The organism is Aminobacter ciceronei (genome assembly GCF_014138625.1).
GTDB lineage: Bacteria > Pseudomonadota > Alphaproteobacteria > Rhizobiales > Rhizobiaceae > Aminobacter > Aminobacter ciceronei.
The window spans coordinates 125,605-139,988 of record NZ_JACJHY010000017.1; the positions used below are offsets into that span (position 1 = coordinate 125,605).

Here is a 14,384-nt window from a genome sequence, read left to right on the forward strand (position 1 = left end):
GTCCCGACTGGAGCTTGCTGAGTGGCCGATACCTTGCCCGCTTGGATCAAAAGGTCCTGTCCGGGCTTCACCATGTCGTAGGTGACTCCTGCGCGCTTGTGCGCGTCACCGACGCCTTCATGGACGTGGCCCCCGCCGAAGCCGGCCTGCATGGCGGCATCACCTTCACCAATGCCTTCACCAGGGTGCTGGACCACACACGCTGAAGTGGCGTTGCACCCTTCCGCATGGCTCCAAGACGGTCTATGTCAGTTCTGTTCGGAGGCTTTGCATGACCATCAGACTGATCCTCGCCGGCTGCGGCAACATGGGCTACGCCATGCTCACGGGCTGGCTCAACTCGGGCAAGCTCGCGCCCGAGGAAACATTCGTTGTCGAGCCCAATGCGGAGCTGCGCGCCCGTGCCGCCGATCTCGGCAGCCGTGTCGCCTCGGAAGTCGGTGGCGTTCCCGCCGATGCGGATCCTGGGATCGTCGTCATCGCCGTCAAGCCGCAGGTCATCCGCGAAGTCACTGCCGGCTATCGCCGCTTCGGCAACGGCAAGGCGACCTTCGTCTCGGTCGCCGCGGGCACGCCGGTGGCCACCTTCGCCGACATCCTCGGCAGCCATACGCCGATCGCGCGCTGCATGCCAAATACGCCAGCAGCCATCGGCAAGGGCATGATGGTTGTCTATTCCAACGAGCACGTCTCGGAAGCGGCCAAGGAAGTTGTCGGCGACCTTCTGTCGGCCAGCGGCGAAGTCGCCACCATCGCCGACGAGGGCCTGATGGATGCGGTCACCGCCGTCTCAGGTTCGGGCCCGGCCTATATCTTCCATTTCATCGAGTGCCTGACGGCAGCGGCTGAAAATGCCGGTCTGCCACCGAAGACGGCAGCGCTTCTGGCCATGCAGACCGTCTATGGCGCGGCGAGCCTAGCCGCCGAAAGCCGCGAGGATCCGGCCGTGCTGCGCCGCCAGGTGACCAGCCCGAACGGCACGACGGCGGCGGCGCTGGGCGTGCTGATGGGTGACGATCGCCTCAAGACCCTGCTCACCGAAGCTGTCGAAGCGGCCCGGCTGCGCTCGATCGAACTCGGCAAATAGCTACTTCGCGTCAGCTTCGGCCTGCAGCGCCTCGACATAGGGCGCTGCCGCCGCGTGGACCGCGCGCTCCATGTCGCGGAACCGGCGCACGACGTCTTCGCCGACAGGCGTAAGCTCTGCGCCGCCGCCATGCTTGCCGCCGGTCTTGGCGGCCACCAGCGGCTTGCCGAACATATCCTTCATCTCTTCGACCAGGTCCCAGGCGCGCTTGTAGGACATTTCCATCGCGCGGGCCGCAGCCGAGATCGAACCGGTGGCGGCGATCTGCTCGAGCAGTTCGACCTTGCCCGGACCGAGACGTCCCGTCGGGTCGAGATAAAGTCGCAAGGTCAGAGATGGCATCGGCTCGCTCCAGTCAGTCGCTGGTTAGCACAAGCGGCGCCCCCGGAGAAAGATTGGCGCGGTCGAAAGCAACGGTCTTGATGACGGCGAACACCTCGCGCCCGATGGCAAGGTGCAGCGTCTGGAAGGACTGGCGGGTGATGCGCGACACCAGGATGTCGCCATGGCAGTCGAGCTTGAGGTCGACCTGGGAACCGTCGACCTGGCTGATTTCGGCAATGCGACCAGGAAGAATGTTGAGCGCGCTGAGACCTTTCGGCCGTTCGGTTCCGATCATCACGTCGCGGGCGCGGATGCGGACACGCACGGCGGCACCAAGCGGCCTGTCGATGCGCGGCACGCGCATTTCGCCGGCACGGGTGCCGAGCACTGTCATGCCGAAGGCTTCGTCGTGGCCGAGCACTTTCATGTCGAGCACGGCGCCGCCCTCGCCCACCTCTTCCGGCGGCAACAGGTCGAGCCTTCGCATGATCTCGCCGGTCGGGCCGCTGGCTGCCAGCTTGCCGTTGGTCATCACGACGATGTCGGTGGCAAGCCGCGCCACCTCTGCAATGGAATGGCTGACATAGACGATCGGAATCTTCGTCTCGTCGCGCAGCCGTTCCAGATAAGGCATGATTTCAGACTTGCGTGCGTCGTCGAGCGAAGCCAGTGGCTCATCCATGAGCAGCAGCTTCGGGCTTGCCAACAGCGCACGGCCAATGGCGACGCGCTGCTTTTCACCGCCCGACAGCAGCGCCGGTCGACGCGCCAGGAGGTGGCCGATGCCGAGCATCTCGACGACCCGGCCGAACTCGGCATAACGCTCTGCCTGTGGCGTGAACCAGCGGCCATAGAGCAGGTTCGAACGCACGCTGAGATGCGGAAACAGCCGCGCATCCTGGAAGACGAAGCCGACCTGGCGCCTGTGGACAGGCACGAAGCTGCGCTGTGCCGTGTCGACCAGCGTCTTTCCGTCGATGACGATGCGCCCGCTGTCCGGGCGGATCAGCCCGGCGATGATGTTGATGATCGAGGTCTTGCCCGACCCTGACGGCCCGAACAGAGCAGTCAGGCGGCCGGCGCTTTGGAAGCTTGCCTCAAGGTCGAACGCGCCGAGGCGATGGTGGATGTCGACGAACAGCATCAGCCGGCATCCACGCGTTGGCCGATGCGGCGGGCGAAAATTTCGGAGACGACCAACGCGATCATCGAAATGGCGATCGAGATCAGCGTCAGCCGCATCGCCCCTGCATCGCCGCCGGGAACCTGGGTGAAGGTGTAGATCGCCGAGGGCAGCGTCTGGGTCTCGCCGGGGATGTTGGAAACGAAGGTGATGGTGGCGCCGAACTCGCCCATCGCCTTGGCAAAGGACAGGATCATGCCTGCAACGACCCCGGGCAGGATCAGCGGCAGCGTCACAGTCGCAAACACCCAGAGCGGGCTGGCGCCCAGCGTGCCGGCGGCCGATTCGAGACGACGGTCGACGGCTTCGATGGACAGGCGGATGGCTCGCACCATCAAGGGGAAGCCCATGATCGCGCAGGCAAGTGCGGCACCGGTCCAGCGGAACGAAAAGACGATGCCGAAATACTGGTCGAGCAAGGAGCCGATCGGCCCCCGGCGCCCGAAGCTCAGCAGCAGCAGATAGCCGGTGACGACGGGAGGCAGCACCAGCGGCAGATGGACGACGCCGTTGAGCAGCGACTTGCCCCAGAAATTGCCGCGCGCCAGCAACAGCGCGATGCCGATGCCGAATGGCAGGCTGGCAGCCATCGCACACAGCCCGACCTTGATCGACAGGTGGACCGCGTTCCATTCGTCAGGAGTGAGGTCCAGCATTCCCCGCTCGCATCCCCTCAAAAAATCCGTCCCACCCCGCGATGCGGAATGGGACATCAGTCACAAAGATAGAGCCTAACCGACAGGGGTAAACCAGTCGCTATTGGACCGGCGCCAGCACGGTGAAGCCCTGAGCCTCGAACAGCTCCTTGGCCTTGGCGGACTGAAGATATTTCACATACGCCTCGGCGTCTGCGTTCTTCGAGCCCGCCGTCACGCCAACCGGATAGACGATGGGAGGATGCGTCTCTTCCGGGAAAAGGCCGACGATCTTGACGCCCGGCTCGGCGGTGGCGTCGGTCTGGTAGACGATGCCGAGCGGCGCTTCGCCAGTCGACACCAGCTTGAGGGCGGCGCGCACGTTCTCGGCCTGGGCGATCTTGCCTTCGACCGAGGCCCAGACGCCGAGCTTCTCGAGCGCTGCCTTGCCATACTTGCCGGCAGGAACTGCCTTGACGTCGCCCATGGCGAGACGGCCTTCGCCGAGCAGGCCGGCGAGGTCGAAATTCGCCGCGATGTCAGCCTTGGCAACCGAATCCTTCGGCGCCACCAGCACGATGCGGTTGCCGAGCAGCTTCACCTCGGAGCCGTCCTTGATGAGCTTCTTGTCTGAGAGATACTTCATCCAGTCGAGGTCGGCCGAGATGAACACGTCGGCCGGCGCACCCTCTTCGATCTGCTTGGCCAGCGCCGAGCTCGCGGCATAAGACGCGGTGGCAGTCTTGCCGCCCTCGGCCTTCCAGGCCGTGTCGACGGCGTCGAGCGCGTTCTTGAGGCTGGCGGCCGCAAACACCACGACGTCGCCATCGGCGCGCGCCGCCGGCAGGCCAAGCGCCAGTACGGCGGCGAGACCACCCGCCATGGCGGCAAGCCGCACCCCAAAACTCCTACGCGCGAACATCAGAATTCCCTCCACCATCTAGCCCAGCCCGTCGCGGGCCACGGATTCGTTATATTCATACGGATACAACACTTGGCAGGCAACTACCCATCCAGGTGGTTTTGCGCGAAACAGTTCCGTCATTTCGCCCGAGATTGGCCTCGCCGCTGGCCCTGTTTTCAGGGGGAGACTGGTCCGGCTCTTCATGTCATATGTCGCAACGTCATTCGCGAGGTGAGCCGGGGCAGTTCGTGCCGAGGCCCCCTCCTCGCACCTTCCGCACTTGCCAAGAGATCCCCTACATGGCCGGCATATCGACGTTTGAAATCATCTGGCTCGCCGTAGCCTTGCTCGGCGCCGGCGCCATCACCGGCCTGCTCGCGGGCGTCTTCGGCGTCGGCGGAGGCACCGTCATCGTGCCGGTGCTGTACGAATTGTTCCAGGCCGTCGGCGTACCGGAAGAGGTGCGCATGCCGCTCTGCGTCGGCACCTCGCTTGCGATCATCATCCCGACCTCGATCCGCTCGTTCAACGCGCATCGCGCCAAGGGCGCCGTCGACATGGCGATCCTGAAGCAGTGGGCGATCCCCGTCATCATCGGCGTCGCCATGGGCAGCGTGATCGCCCGCTACGCGCCGGCCGACCTGTTCAAGGCGGTGTTCGTGGTGGTCGCCGGCATTTCGGCGATCCGGCTGCTGTTCGGCAAGGATTCGTGGCGCCTCGGCCTCGACATGCCGGGCAAGATCGTCATGAACATCTATGGCTGGATCATCGGCGTGCTGTCGAGCCTGATGGGCATCGGCGGCGGCCAGCTCTCCAACCTGTTCATGACCTTCTACGGCCGGCCGATCCACCAGGCGGTCGCCACCTCTTCAGGCCTCGGCGTGCTGATCTCGATCCCCGGCGCGCTCGGCTACATCTATGCCGGCTGGCCGCGGGCCGCCGAATATCCCGATGTCGCGGCGCTGCAGTTCCCGCTGTCGCTCGGCTATGTCTCGCTCGTCGGGCTGATCCTGTTCGTGCCGACCAGCGTGCTGACCGCGCCTCTGGGTGCGCGGCTCGCGCACGCGCTGTCGAAGCGCAAGCTCGAGGTCGCCTTCGGCATCTTCCTGCTCCTGATCAGCCTGCGCTTTCTTTACAGCCTGATCGGCTGAGCAAAGCAAAACGCCCGGTAATGCCGGGCGTTTTCATGTTCGGCGGACGCAGGCCTCAGCCATCCTTCGATCCTTGCCTCGCGCCGACAGCCGCGCCCTTGTGGGCGGCACCGCTGCTGCGTGCCTTGAGGTCACGCAACGTCGTCAATTCCAGTTCGGTCGGTTCGGGCGTTTGCTCAAGCGTGTCGGCAAACTTGACAGTCCAGCCGCAGGTCTCCTGCACCTTGTTGCGGGTCACCTCAGGATGCAGCGAAACGACGGTGAATTCCTTGGTGACGGGGTCCGGTTTCCAGATCGCCAGGTCAGTGATCAGCAATGTCGGCCCCTTGGTGTCGATGCCGAGGCGCTGGCGATGGTCGCCGCCGTCGCCATGGCCGAACGAGGTGTAGAAGTCGATTTTCTCGACCATGGCGCGCCTGGACTGGGCCATGGTGATGAAGATTTCCTTCGACGACGTCGCGATCTCGGGTGCGCCGCCGCCGCCGGGGAGGCGGGTTTTCGGATGAGCGTAATCGCCGATGACCGTCGTGTTGATGTTGCCGAACTTGTCGAGCTGGGCTGCGCCCAGGAAGCCGATCGAGATGCGCCCGCCCTGCAGCCAGTAGCGGAACATTTCCGGCACCGAAACTGTGGTGACGGCGGTGTCGCACAATTCGCCGTCGCCGATCGACAGCGGCAGCACTTGGGGTGCCGTGCCGATGGTGCCGGATTCGTAAATCAGCGTGATGTCGGGTGCATGGGTCAGCCTGGCGACATTGCAGGCCGCCGAGGGCGCGCCGATGCCGACGAAGCAGACATCGTCGCCCTTGAGCGCACGCGAAGCGGCAATTGTCATCATTTCGTTGGGGCTGAAGCCTGTCACGCTCATGCGACGATCCTCAGATGTTCGACGCGGGCCGCGAAATCGTCGCTGGTCTTTTCGATGACGTTCGTCTGCATCCACTCGCGGAAACGGTCGCGGTCGGCTGAGATCTCGTCCCATTCCAGATAAGACGCGTTGTCCCTGACATAATAGCCATGCGCGTAGGACGGGTGCGCCCCACCCGGCACGACCGAGATCGCCGTCACCGACCATCTGGGCAGTACTGTCAGGTTGGGGTGCAGGTCGTCGAAATTGTCGACCACCTCCTCGACGGTCACCACCGCGCGCCGGGCAGCAAGGGCTGCTTCCTTCTGGATGCCGATGATGCCCTCGACCAGCACGTCGCCGCGCCGGTTGGCCTTCTGGGCATGGATGAAGGTGACGTCGGGCCGAACCGACGGAACCGCCGCCAGCACCTCGCCTGAAAACGGGCAGGTCACCGACCTGATGTTCGGATTGACCTTGGTGAGCTCGGCACCGCGATAACCGCGGAAGATGGCGCAAGGCAGGCCGGCGGCGCCCGCCTCATAGGCATTGGCCATGGCGGCGTGGCTGTGCTCCTCGATCTCGAGCGCATGCGGAAAACCATTCTCGACAGCGTCACGCAGGCGGCGCAGCAGGCCGACGCCGGGATTGCCGGCGTAGGAGAAGATGGCCTTCTTCGCCATGCCCATGCCGATCATCTGGTCGTAGATCAAGTCGGGCGTCATGCGCACCAGCGTCAGGTCCTTGAAGCCCTGGCGGATCGCCTCATGTGCGGCGGCGGTGGGAATGAGATGCGTGAACCCTTCAAAGGCCACGGTGTCGCCACTGTTGAGATTGTCGGCGACCGCCCGCGACAGGGGTAAGAATTGGGCCATGCGCTTCGTCCCTGACGTCGAAACTTCATTTGCAGGCATCTGTCCGACATTATGTAGCGCACGCGTCCCGGTCGCGCATCATCGGCGTCGACAGCAGGTCTTGCCGGACTGTGCCGTCGCTGCTGTCTGCCGTCAGGCAAAGGACGATCGCCCGAAGCGGGTCGACAACCGGCGGCGCAGATCAGCGATTTCTTCGTCGGGCAGTGATCAGGCGGCCTCGGCGAGGCCGTTGCCCTTGGCGTTTAGCCGAATGACCGCCTTGATCGGCAGGTGATCCGAGGCGATGCGCGCCAGTGCCGTGTCATGCGCTTCGAGCTCGGTGAGCAGGCTGTGCGGCCGCGCCATGACGCGGTCCAGCGCCAGCACCGGGAAACGCGAGGGAAAGCTCGGAACGATGGCATGCATCGGCCCGAAAGCCGGTTCCAGGCTGCGCAGCGACGAGCGCTTGCCCAACCGCCATTCGTTGAGGTCACCGACAAGAACCGTCGGTTTGTCGCTGTGCAGTTCGGCTGCGGTCAGAAGCGTTCCGGCCTGCAGCTTGCGCGAATGGCGCAACAGGCCGAAATGCGCCGCGATGATCCGAAGCGGCCCGGCTTCGAGCTCGAGGTCGACGACCACGGCACCGCGTGGCTCCGCACCGGGCAACACGATCTGCCGCGCCGAACTGACCGAACCTTTGCGAAACATGACGACGTTGCCGTGCCAGCCATGGCTCTTGCGCCGGCCGGCCAGCGGCACCGGAACAAGCCCAGTCTCGCGCTCGACCGCTTCCAGGTCGAGCAGCCCTGCCCGGTCGCCAAAGCGCTGGTCGGCTTCCTGCAAGGCGATGACGTCGGCGCCGATCTCGGAAATGACCTGCATCGTGCGCTGCGGATCGAAACGGCGGTCGAGGCCGACACATTTGTGGACGTTGTAGGAGGCGACGACGATCTCGCTGTGCGCGCCGGCCTCAGGCGGCAACGACGTATCGCCCTGCTCCAGCGTCGAGGACCGGTGCGCGGCACCTGCTTCTGCTGAAATCTCAAAGCCTGGTCTGCTAGCCATCACTCGTCTGGAATCTCTGGGAAATTCGTGTTCAGTTGCGACAGGCGTTTCGCCAACAGTAACCTATATGGTCGAGCTATTCGAGGTTTACCACATGCGTCACGATGGCCTTCCACCGAAATGCTGTCGTCGGCACAAGGTTCCCATCGAAAGGTCTTGGGCCGCCTGACACATGAAACTCGTGGCCGTCGTCATAGCAGTTGTCGGGTTCCTGGTCATTGCCTCGCTGCTGGCGGTCTATGCCTATGGCCGCTTCGCCAAGCGCGCCCAGGGCATTTCTTCCCGCGCATCGCCGACGGCTGACAGCGACACCCCGTTCGACCGGCTGATCACCCCGCTGCTTGCCGACCATCCCGGCCAGAGCGGACTGGCGCTCTTGTCGTCCAACCTGCATGCCTTCGCCATCAGGGCCTACACCGCGCGCCACGCCCAGCGCAGCCTCGACCTGCAATATTACTACTGGAAGGACGACCTGACCGGCAGCCTGCTCGCTCGCGAGGTCCTCGGTGCCGCCGACCGCGGCGTGCGCGTGCGGCTGATCCTCGACGACATCAACGCCAAGGGCTACGACCCGAACTATCTCGCCCTCGACAGCCACGCCAACATCGAGGTTCGCCTGTTCAACCCGAGCTGGGCACGCGCCTTTGGCCTGCAGCGCGGGCTGGAGCTTGTGCTGCGCGTCATGCGCAGCACAAGGCGTATGCACAACAAGGCCTGGGTCGCCGACGGCAGGCTGGCGATCGTCGGCGGGCGCAATGTCGGCGACGCCTATTTCGATGCCTCGGAAGACGCCAATTTCCGCGACATGGACCTTTTGCTCGCTGGTCCTGTTGTCGACCAGACGGAGGCCATCTTCGACCGCTTCTGGAACAGCGAGGCGGTGCTGCCGATCCGTCACGTTACCGGCAGGGCAAGGGGCGACCTTCCCGCCCTGCGCAAGCGGCTGGAACGCACGGCAACGACCGGCCTGGCGGAGCCCTACATCCATCGCGTTGCCGAGGAGAGCCGGGAATGGTCGTCGTCAGGCATGGGCAGGCTGCGCTGGACCAGCGAGGCGACAGTCGCCTCCGATCCGCCGGAAAAGGCATCGGGTGCCGGCCAGGACAGCTGGCTGATGACGGCAATCCGGCCGATCCTGACGTCGGCCCGGCGGCAGCTGCGCATCGTCTCGCCCTATTTCATTCCCGGCGAGACCGGTACCCGCGAGCTGACGGCGCTCGCCCGCAACGGTGTGGAGGTCACGGTGCTAACCAATTCACTGGCCGCCACCGATGTCGCCGCCGTCCACGGCGCCTATGTCCGCTACCGCAAGCCGCTGCTCGAGAACGGCGTCGGCATCTTCGAACTGAAGCCCGACGAAGACCGCACCGACATGTCGCTGTTCGGCTCGAAGGGTGCCAGCCTGCACACCAAGGCGTTTATATCAGACGGTGCGGCCGGTTTCGTCGGCTCGTTCAATTTCGACCCGCGCTCGGCCGCGCTCAACACCGAGATGGGCGTCCTGTTCAGGCAGGAGGAACTGGCGCGCGAGGTCGAGGCGGTGATCTCGGCGCAGACATCGCCGCGCAGCGCCTTCAGGCTGTCGCTCCATGGCGGCAAGCTGCGCTGGACCGACAGCGGCGACAATGGGCCACGCGAGCTCGGCCACGAACCGCAGGCCAGCCTGCGGCGGCGCCTGGTGGCCAAGGTGATCAGCTACCTGCCGATCGAATCACAGCTTTAAGCTGGACGCCAAGCGGTCCGCGATTTCGACGGCTTGCCGTCAATCCTGCAACAAAACCCTACTGCTCACCTACAATTCCTGACGTTTCCGGCCGTTTCCCGCGAAGATTTCGAATCAGCGCGGCCGGCACACGCCCGTCTTGCAATGCAGGCGCAATGCGTTGCGCCCCTTAGATCGCTCCGCCAGCCCACTGTTCCGGGCCGGCAGACGCAGTCTGAAGGAGCTGTCACGTGCGACACGAATGGAAACCGGAACTGGACCAGCGCAACCTGCTGCTGCCCCAGTCGCCGACGAGGCGCGAAAGCCGCCGATCATCGGTTTTCCTGCAGATGCTCAGCCTCGGCGCCCGCATCTCGCTCAAGCGCTCGGCGGTGTTCTGCCTGCGATTCGTCTGTCGGCCGGTCAGCACCTTGGGCTGGGTCAGCTTTCTCGGCGATTTTTCCCTGAAACAGGCGCTGGGCCGGCCGCATGACGACCTTTTGCGCAAGTCGCTCGACGTCTTTTTCGTCACCGGTATTTCGAGTCCTGTTCGCCTCGGCCTGATGAAGACGCATTTCCAGGTAGCTGCCGAATTGTTGCGCCATGACGACCTCGCCGCCCTCTGGCGCGGCGAACGCCTCGACATGGGCGCTGTCTTCGGTCGCCATGAAACCTACAATATGCAGATGCTTTTGGCCGACCACTGCGGCTGCCGTCATGAAGGCGTCTTTGCCATCAAGCTGTCGCGGGCGCGCGACGACTACACCTTGTGGACGGCCAGCTTCGTCTTCATACGCGGCGAAGACGGCAGACCAAGCCTGGCAATCGGCGGCATGCAGGGCCCGAAAGGCGCTGACGCCAAGCGCGCCGTCATATCAGCCACCCGCTGCCTCGGCGGCCTGCGCCCCAAGGACGCCATGCTGCTCGCCCTGCACGGACTGGTGTCCGCCCCTGATATTTTGGCGGTGTCCAATACCACCCATGTCATCAACCAGCGCCGCCGCAAGCGAAGGAAGCTGATGCAGGCCGACCTCGACGGCTACTGGACCGAACGCGGCGGCATGCCGGCCGAACCATTCGGCTTCCGGCTGCCCGCGCCGTCAGAGCCTCAGATCGACAGCCCGAACAGACGGGAACAGAGCAAATGTACGTTTTGGGATTTGGGTAGCAGATTTTGCCGGTTCGCGAGCGTGAGGGCGCTTGCAAGTTCGCCGCTCACCAAAACGTAACGTTCACGCAAGCATATCATCTTGGGAGCATTGGCGTCACAAGGCCACGGCGCGCCGACGCCTTGGGACGAGGATTGGCATTTTCAGGCCAAATCCGATCTGCTCGATCGCACCATACTGCGCCTCAAGGCGGAACCGTCGCTCAGGATCGGCATGGCTTTGCGGAACGAGAAGTTGTCAAACCGCCCCGAGGAACTTTGGGACCGAATTGAACGCCGACTCCACTGCCGCCTATCGCGGCGACGCCGATGGCGCGTCCTCGACACGTCTGGCGTCCTGCACAAGGCCGTCAAACCGATGCTCCGCCGCGGCGCAACGTCCAAGTGGTGGATTGCAGAGAAGAGGAATGCGCTGCCAGAGACGATTGAATTGTCTATTATCTTATATAAATCAATTAGTTATCGGCGTTTTTGTAACATTGTGGCGACCGGCAAATTGTGTGACTATCGGCACAAACAATCGCCAGGCAAGAAGAATGCTCAGGGACTTATTAGACCTGTTTCGCGGGAGACGGGGAGACCAGCTAGCAGCCGCTGCAATCAACAACATCGACACCGGATTTCGGGACTCATCTGGTGAGCTCGCAGAATACGAAAACGTTTGCAGGGCGCGTCAGTATCACCGCAAAAGTTCGTTCGTCAGAGCCTATGAAGCTCGATGGAGCGATCTGGGCGCGTCTGATGCTCAGCGGGGAATCTGCAGACGAGACCGCTATAAGATCCGAGCTTATGATCTCGGATGGTGCATTAGATACGAGGCACTCCGCTCCAAGGGTTGGCGACATTCAGAGCTTGAGCGCTATCACGAGCAAATACTGAAAGAACAAGCGGCAGCTATATTGGCTTAAATTGTGCCCATTGCTTTAGCCGCCCGGTAAGCGTCGTCGCGCTATACGTGCATAATGACGCCGAGACGCCATCATAAGCCGCACTGGGCCGCACAAGGTCACAGGTCGCGCAGGACGCAGTGGCCGGCGTTTCCGGTCATCATGTTACTAGGCGGCGTGTTTGGCGCTGCGGCGTTCTCTGACGGTCTGCCTGCCAACGGGATTGCCGCCGCCCTGCCCGGCTCGGGGTGTAACATCAAGGGCAATATCAGCCAGAACACTGGCGAGCGTATCTACCACGTGCCGGGGCAGCGTTATTACGAGGAAACACATATCTCGCATGCATGGGGGGAGCGCTGGTTCTGCTCAGAAGCTGAGGCTAGGCGGGCAGGTTGGCGGCGATCGAGGGTCTAACACAGCAAACGCGTGCCCGATCACGCAGTTCGACTGACAAAGCACATAGAGTTCGGCGACATTGCTGCAGCTTTTGGCCTCAGCCTGCCTATTGAACTTGGGCATGTGTCGCAAACGACATTCACCCGCTATTCTTCCTTCCGGGGAATGATTCACTACGGGGGAAACATGCCACGCTTCAGCACAGTGTTCCAGCTCTCAAACGAGCAGGCCGCGTTAGATTTCGTCGACATTGAGCTTTCGACGGATACACGCCTATACCTTGATCCATACGCAATTGAGATCCGAGAAGACGAATGGTCTTCTATCTGCGGCGACCATATTCGGTCATTTTTCAACGACGTATTGAGTGCATTGAGGAACGACGATCAGGCCCATGCATACCATCTGCTCAGCCATCTTCGAGAGCCGAACGAAACCTACCTTGGTCAGTCAAGCGGAACCCCCAACGGGCGAGGTGTAGGCGATTTCAAAGCACGGCAGTTCGTTCACGCCCTTCGAAAAAGTAGGGCTTTTGAAACAGGTCTTCTTGCAGACATATCTGAAGCAGAATTATTCATCGAAGGTATCGGGCCAGATACAATCTCCGACCTTACGACCAACATACTGCGAGGAGTTCTAGCAGAATACACCGCCCAACAGTGTGAGCTTCACAGCATACCGACCCGTGCTGTGACCTCGATAGGACCAGCTTGGAATGCTGCGCGTTTGCGCTGGGAAGCTCGCACATTCCAGCTTCCCACCCACAAGCGTCGCCCCATACTTCTCGTTCCCAAAATAGCCGTTCGACACAGAATGTCTTTGGACAGTCAGGAATTCTACAATCATCATATGATCGAGTTCTTGCGCCAGGAATATCTTCAGTCAGGGAGCGGACTGGTCCACACATTTAAGAACGGGAGAAAAGATGTATTCAAATCGTCAGTTAAGGAACGACATCCTTTCGTCAAGGACGACCTTGCCGACTTTGTGCGGAGGCACCCAGAAATACTTGATGAATATAAGCAACTGAAAGGTGCACAGGGAGCTCTCGCACCGGAGGATTTTGAAAAATTCTTTGATGAGCGAGCATTTGCTCAAGTTCTCATTGAACGATTGGCCGCGATACCGTTCGGAAACGAGCATGCAAGTGCGTATCACTCGCTATCAGTCGGCATATGCACCTTTTTGTTCTACCCGAGCCTGATAAGTCCTATTCGAGAACATGAAATACATCAGGGCAGGAAAAGGATTGACATCAAGTTCACGAACGCCGCGACGGATGGTTTCTTTCACTCAATGCTTGCGTCAGATCAAGCCCGCGCTTTGAATGTGTTTGTAGAATGCAAGAACTACACCAAAGAAATGAACAACCCAGAGCTAGACCAGCTTGCGGGACGCTTTGGGCACCAGCGGGGACGCTTCGGAATGCTCCTCTGCCGTCAGATGGACAATCGGCAGCGAATAGTAGAGCGATGCCGCGACACGGCTTCCGACAACAGAGGTTTGATGCTGGTGTTCGAGGATGCGGATCTTATCCAAATGCTCACATTCGTGGTTCAAGGGCGCCGGAGAGCGATTGACCGCCTTCTTCGAGAAAGGCTTTCGGAAATCACAGATTAGCGACACAGCGCAAGAATAGGCGCGTTTGATCCGCGCCTAAAACATCCCACAATATGCGGCCTATGCCACGTCCTCGCGGATCGACGCCGGCCAGATATTGCCAGTCTCGCCGAGCACCCGCTTCACCCCGTCGGGCTCATAGGCGGCCGTGCCGGAGTCGGGCTCGATGTCGGCCAGCGCCTCGACAAGCTCCTGGCGCTTGGTGCCGGTGACACCCCCGGCACCGAGCACAAGGTCGCCGGTATCGATGTTGCTTGTCCGCAATGCGGCAAGCAGGTGCATCTTCAAGCCTGCCGCGTCTTCGGCAGGATTGGGATTGAAAAGGGACTTCTTGTAGCGCCGGAGAATGTGGGTCAGGTGCTCGACCAAGATACGATAGGCCGTGTCGTCGAGATAGGTTTCGGTGGTCGCAGTAGTCATCAAAGATTGCCTTTCAGAAAAACTTACACGGCGTATGTGAGTCATTCGGTGAATCACGTCAAGCAACGTATATTCTGGATCAATGAAGTTTACTCAGATTGATCCAGAATTAAGTCAACACTTACTTATTTTTACTTACCT

General features: G+C 61.9%; 15 protein-coding genes. 7 read left to right on the forward strand and 8 right to left on the reverse strand.

The window, feature by feature from the left end:
- Positions 1-41: 41 nt before the first annotated feature.
- Both HNQ95_RS18120 and proC read left to right on the forward strand, forming a co-directional pair.
- On the forward strand, positions 42-206 hold the full coding sequence (locus HNQ95_RS18120) for a hypothetical protein (protein ID WP_154385306.1): 165 nt from the start codon (positions 42-44) through the stop codon (positions 204-206).
- Positions 207-271: 65 nt separating this feature from the next.
- Positions 272-1,087 carry a pyrroline-5-carboxylate reductase gene (proC, locus tag HNQ95_RS18125; RefSeq protein WP_067965285.1) on the forward strand — a complete coding sequence of 272 codons (816 nt, stop codon included), beginning with the start codon at positions 272-274 and terminating at the stop codon, positions 1,085-1,087.
- On the opposite strand, the gene HNQ95_RS18130 is transcribed toward proC, so the two are convergent.
- The 4 genes from HNQ95_RS18130 to modA all read right to left on the reverse strand — a co-directional run bounded on the left by HNQ95_RS18130 (position 1,088) and on the right by modA (position 4,151).
- On the reverse strand, positions 1,088-1,429 hold the full coding sequence (locus HNQ95_RS18130; protein ID WP_067965287.1) for a winged helix-turn-helix domain-containing protein: 342 nt from the start codon (positions 1,427-1,429) through the stop codon (positions 1,088-1,090).
- Positions 1,430-1,442: 13 nt separating this feature from the next.
- Positions 1,443-2,555, reverse strand: a complete 1,113-nt coding sequence (modC, locus tag HNQ95_RS18135) for a molybdenum ABC transporter ATP-binding protein (RefSeq protein ID WP_371818593.1) — start codon at positions 2,553-2,555, stop codon at positions 1,443-1,445.
- Positions 2,555-3,250: a molybdate ABC transporter permease subunit gene (gene modB / locus HNQ95_RS18140; RefSeq protein WP_067965290.1), complete on the reverse strand. Its 696-nt coding sequence runs from the start codon at positions 3,248-3,250 to the stop codon at positions 2,555-2,557. The genes modC and modB overlap by 1 nt, the downstream gene beginning before the upstream one ends.
- A 100-nt stretch (positions 3,251-3,350) precedes the next feature.
- The gene (modA, locus tag HNQ95_RS18145; protein ID WP_067965292.1) at positions 3,351-4,151 is read right to left on the reverse strand and encodes a molybdate ABC transporter substrate-binding protein; all 801 of its coding nucleotides are present in this window, start codon (positions 4,149-4,151) and stop codon (positions 3,351-3,353) included.
- A gap of 281 nt (positions 4,152-4,432) precedes the next feature.
- Between modA and HNQ95_RS18150 the strand changes: the two genes are divergently transcribed.
- The gene (locus HNQ95_RS18150; RefSeq protein ID WP_067965293.1) at positions 4,433-5,284 is read left to right on the forward strand and encodes a sulfite exporter TauE/SafE family protein; all 852 of its coding nucleotides are present in this window, start codon (positions 4,433-4,435) and stop codon (positions 5,282-5,284) included.
- A 55-nt stretch (positions 5,285-5,339) separates the two neighbouring features.
- Here HNQ95_RS18150 and HNQ95_RS18155 read toward each other — a convergent pair whose 3' ends face one another.
- The 3 genes from HNQ95_RS18155 to HNQ95_RS18165 form a co-directional block, all read right to left on the reverse strand.
- A complete protein-coding gene (locus tag HNQ95_RS18155) occupies positions 5,340-6,152 on the reverse strand; it encodes a CoA-transferase subunit beta (protein WP_067965295.1) in 813 nt (270 codons plus the stop codon).
- The gene (locus HNQ95_RS18160; RefSeq protein ID WP_067965297.1) at positions 6,149-7,006 is read right to left on the reverse strand and encodes a CoA transferase subunit A; all 858 of its coding nucleotides are present in this window, start codon (positions 7,004-7,006) and stop codon (positions 6,149-6,151) included. The genes HNQ95_RS18155 and HNQ95_RS18160 overlap by 4 nt, the downstream gene beginning before the upstream one ends.
- Before the next feature lie 207 nt (positions 7,007-7,213).
- Positions 7,214-8,050 carry an endonuclease/exonuclease/phosphatase family protein gene (locus HNQ95_RS18165; RefSeq protein ID WP_083948692.1) on the reverse strand — a complete coding sequence of 279 codons (837 nt, stop codon included), beginning with the start codon at positions 8,048-8,050 and terminating at the stop codon, positions 7,214-7,216.
- A gap of 172 nt (positions 8,051-8,222) precedes the next feature.
- On the opposite strand from HNQ95_RS18165, the gene HNQ95_RS18170 reads away from it, so the two are divergent.
- From HNQ95_RS18170 to HNQ95_RS18180, 4 genes are all read left to right on the forward strand, one after another.
- Positions 8,223-9,773, forward strand: coding sequence for a phospholipase D family protein (locus HNQ95_RS18170; protein WP_067965298.1), 1,551 nt, complete (start codon positions 8,223-8,225; stop codon positions 9,771-9,773).
- 230 nt (positions 9,774-10,003) lie between these two features.
- The gene (locus tag HNQ95_RS18175) at positions 10,004-10,981 is read left to right on the forward strand and encodes a DUF535 family protein (protein ID WP_182574817.1); all 978 of its coding nucleotides are present in this window, start codon (positions 10,004-10,006) and stop codon (positions 10,979-10,981) included.
- A 988-nt stretch (positions 10,982-11,969) separates the two neighbouring features.
- A complete protein-coding gene (locus HNQ95_RS34285; protein WP_246340842.1) occupies positions 11,970-12,221 on the forward strand; it encodes a sunset domain-containing protein in 252 nt (83 codons plus the stop codon).
- 12 nt (positions 12,222-12,233) lie between these two features.
- Positions 12,234-13,823 (forward strand): DUF8370 family protein, encoded by a 1,590-nt coding sequence (locus tag HNQ95_RS18180; RefSeq protein WP_182574819.1) that lies wholly within the window; start codon positions 12,234-12,236, stop codon positions 13,821-13,823.
- Between the two features lie 60 nt (positions 13,824-13,883).
- On the opposite strand, the gene HNQ95_RS18185 is transcribed toward HNQ95_RS18180, so the two are convergent.
- Positions 13,884-14,243 carry a hypothetical protein gene (locus HNQ95_RS18185; protein WP_182574821.1) on the reverse strand — a complete coding sequence of 120 codons (360 nt, stop codon included), beginning with the start codon at positions 14,241-14,243 and terminating at the stop codon, positions 13,884-13,886.
- Positions 14,244-14,384: the final 141 nt, after the last annotated feature.

Coding starts and splice junctions, on each gene's coding strand:
- HNQ95_RS18150 (WP_067965293.1), top strand. CDS start 4,433: ATGGCCGGCATATCGACGTTTGAAATCATCTGGCTCGCCGTAGCCTTG.
- HNQ95_RS18170 (WP_067965298.1), top strand. CDS start 8,223: ATGAAACTCGTGGCCGTCGTCATAGCAGTTGTCGGGTTCCTGGTCATT.
- HNQ95_RS18165 (WP_083948692.1), bottom strand. CDS start 8,050: ATGGCTAGCAGACCAGGCTTTGAGATTTCAGCAGAAGCAGGTGCCGCG.
- HNQ95_RS18185 (WP_182574821.1), bottom strand. CDS start 14,243: ATGACTACTGCGACCACCGAAACCTATCTCGACGACACGGCCTATCGT.
- modA (WP_067965292.1), bottom strand. CDS start 4,151: ATGTTCGCGCGTAGGAGTTTTGGGGTGCGGCTTGCCGCCATGGCGGGT.
- HNQ95_RS18130 (WP_067965287.1), bottom strand. CDS start 1,429: ATGCCATCTCTGACCTTGCGACTTTATCTCGACCCGACGGGACGTCTC.
- HNQ95_RS34285 (WP_246340842.1), top strand. CDS start 11,970: ATGTTACTAGGCGGCGTGTTTGGCGCTGCGGCGTTCTCTGACGGTCTG.
- modB (WP_067965290.1), bottom strand. CDS start 3,250: ATGCTGGACCTCACTCCTGACGAATGGAACGCGGTCCACCTGTCGATC.
- HNQ95_RS18155 (WP_067965295.1), bottom strand. CDS start 6,152: ATGAGCGTGACAGGCTTCAGCCCCAACGAAATGATGACAATTGCCGCT.
- modC (WP_371818593.1), bottom strand. CDS start 2,555: ATGCTGTTCGTCGACATCCACCATCGCCTCGGCGCGTTCGACCTTGAG.
- proC (WP_067965285.1), top strand. CDS start 272: ATGACCATCAGACTGATCCTCGCCGGCTGCGGCAACATGGGCTACGCC.
- HNQ95_RS18160 (WP_067965297.1), bottom strand. CDS start 7,006: ATGGCCCAATTCTTACCCCTGTCGCGGGCGGTCGCCGACAATCTCAAC.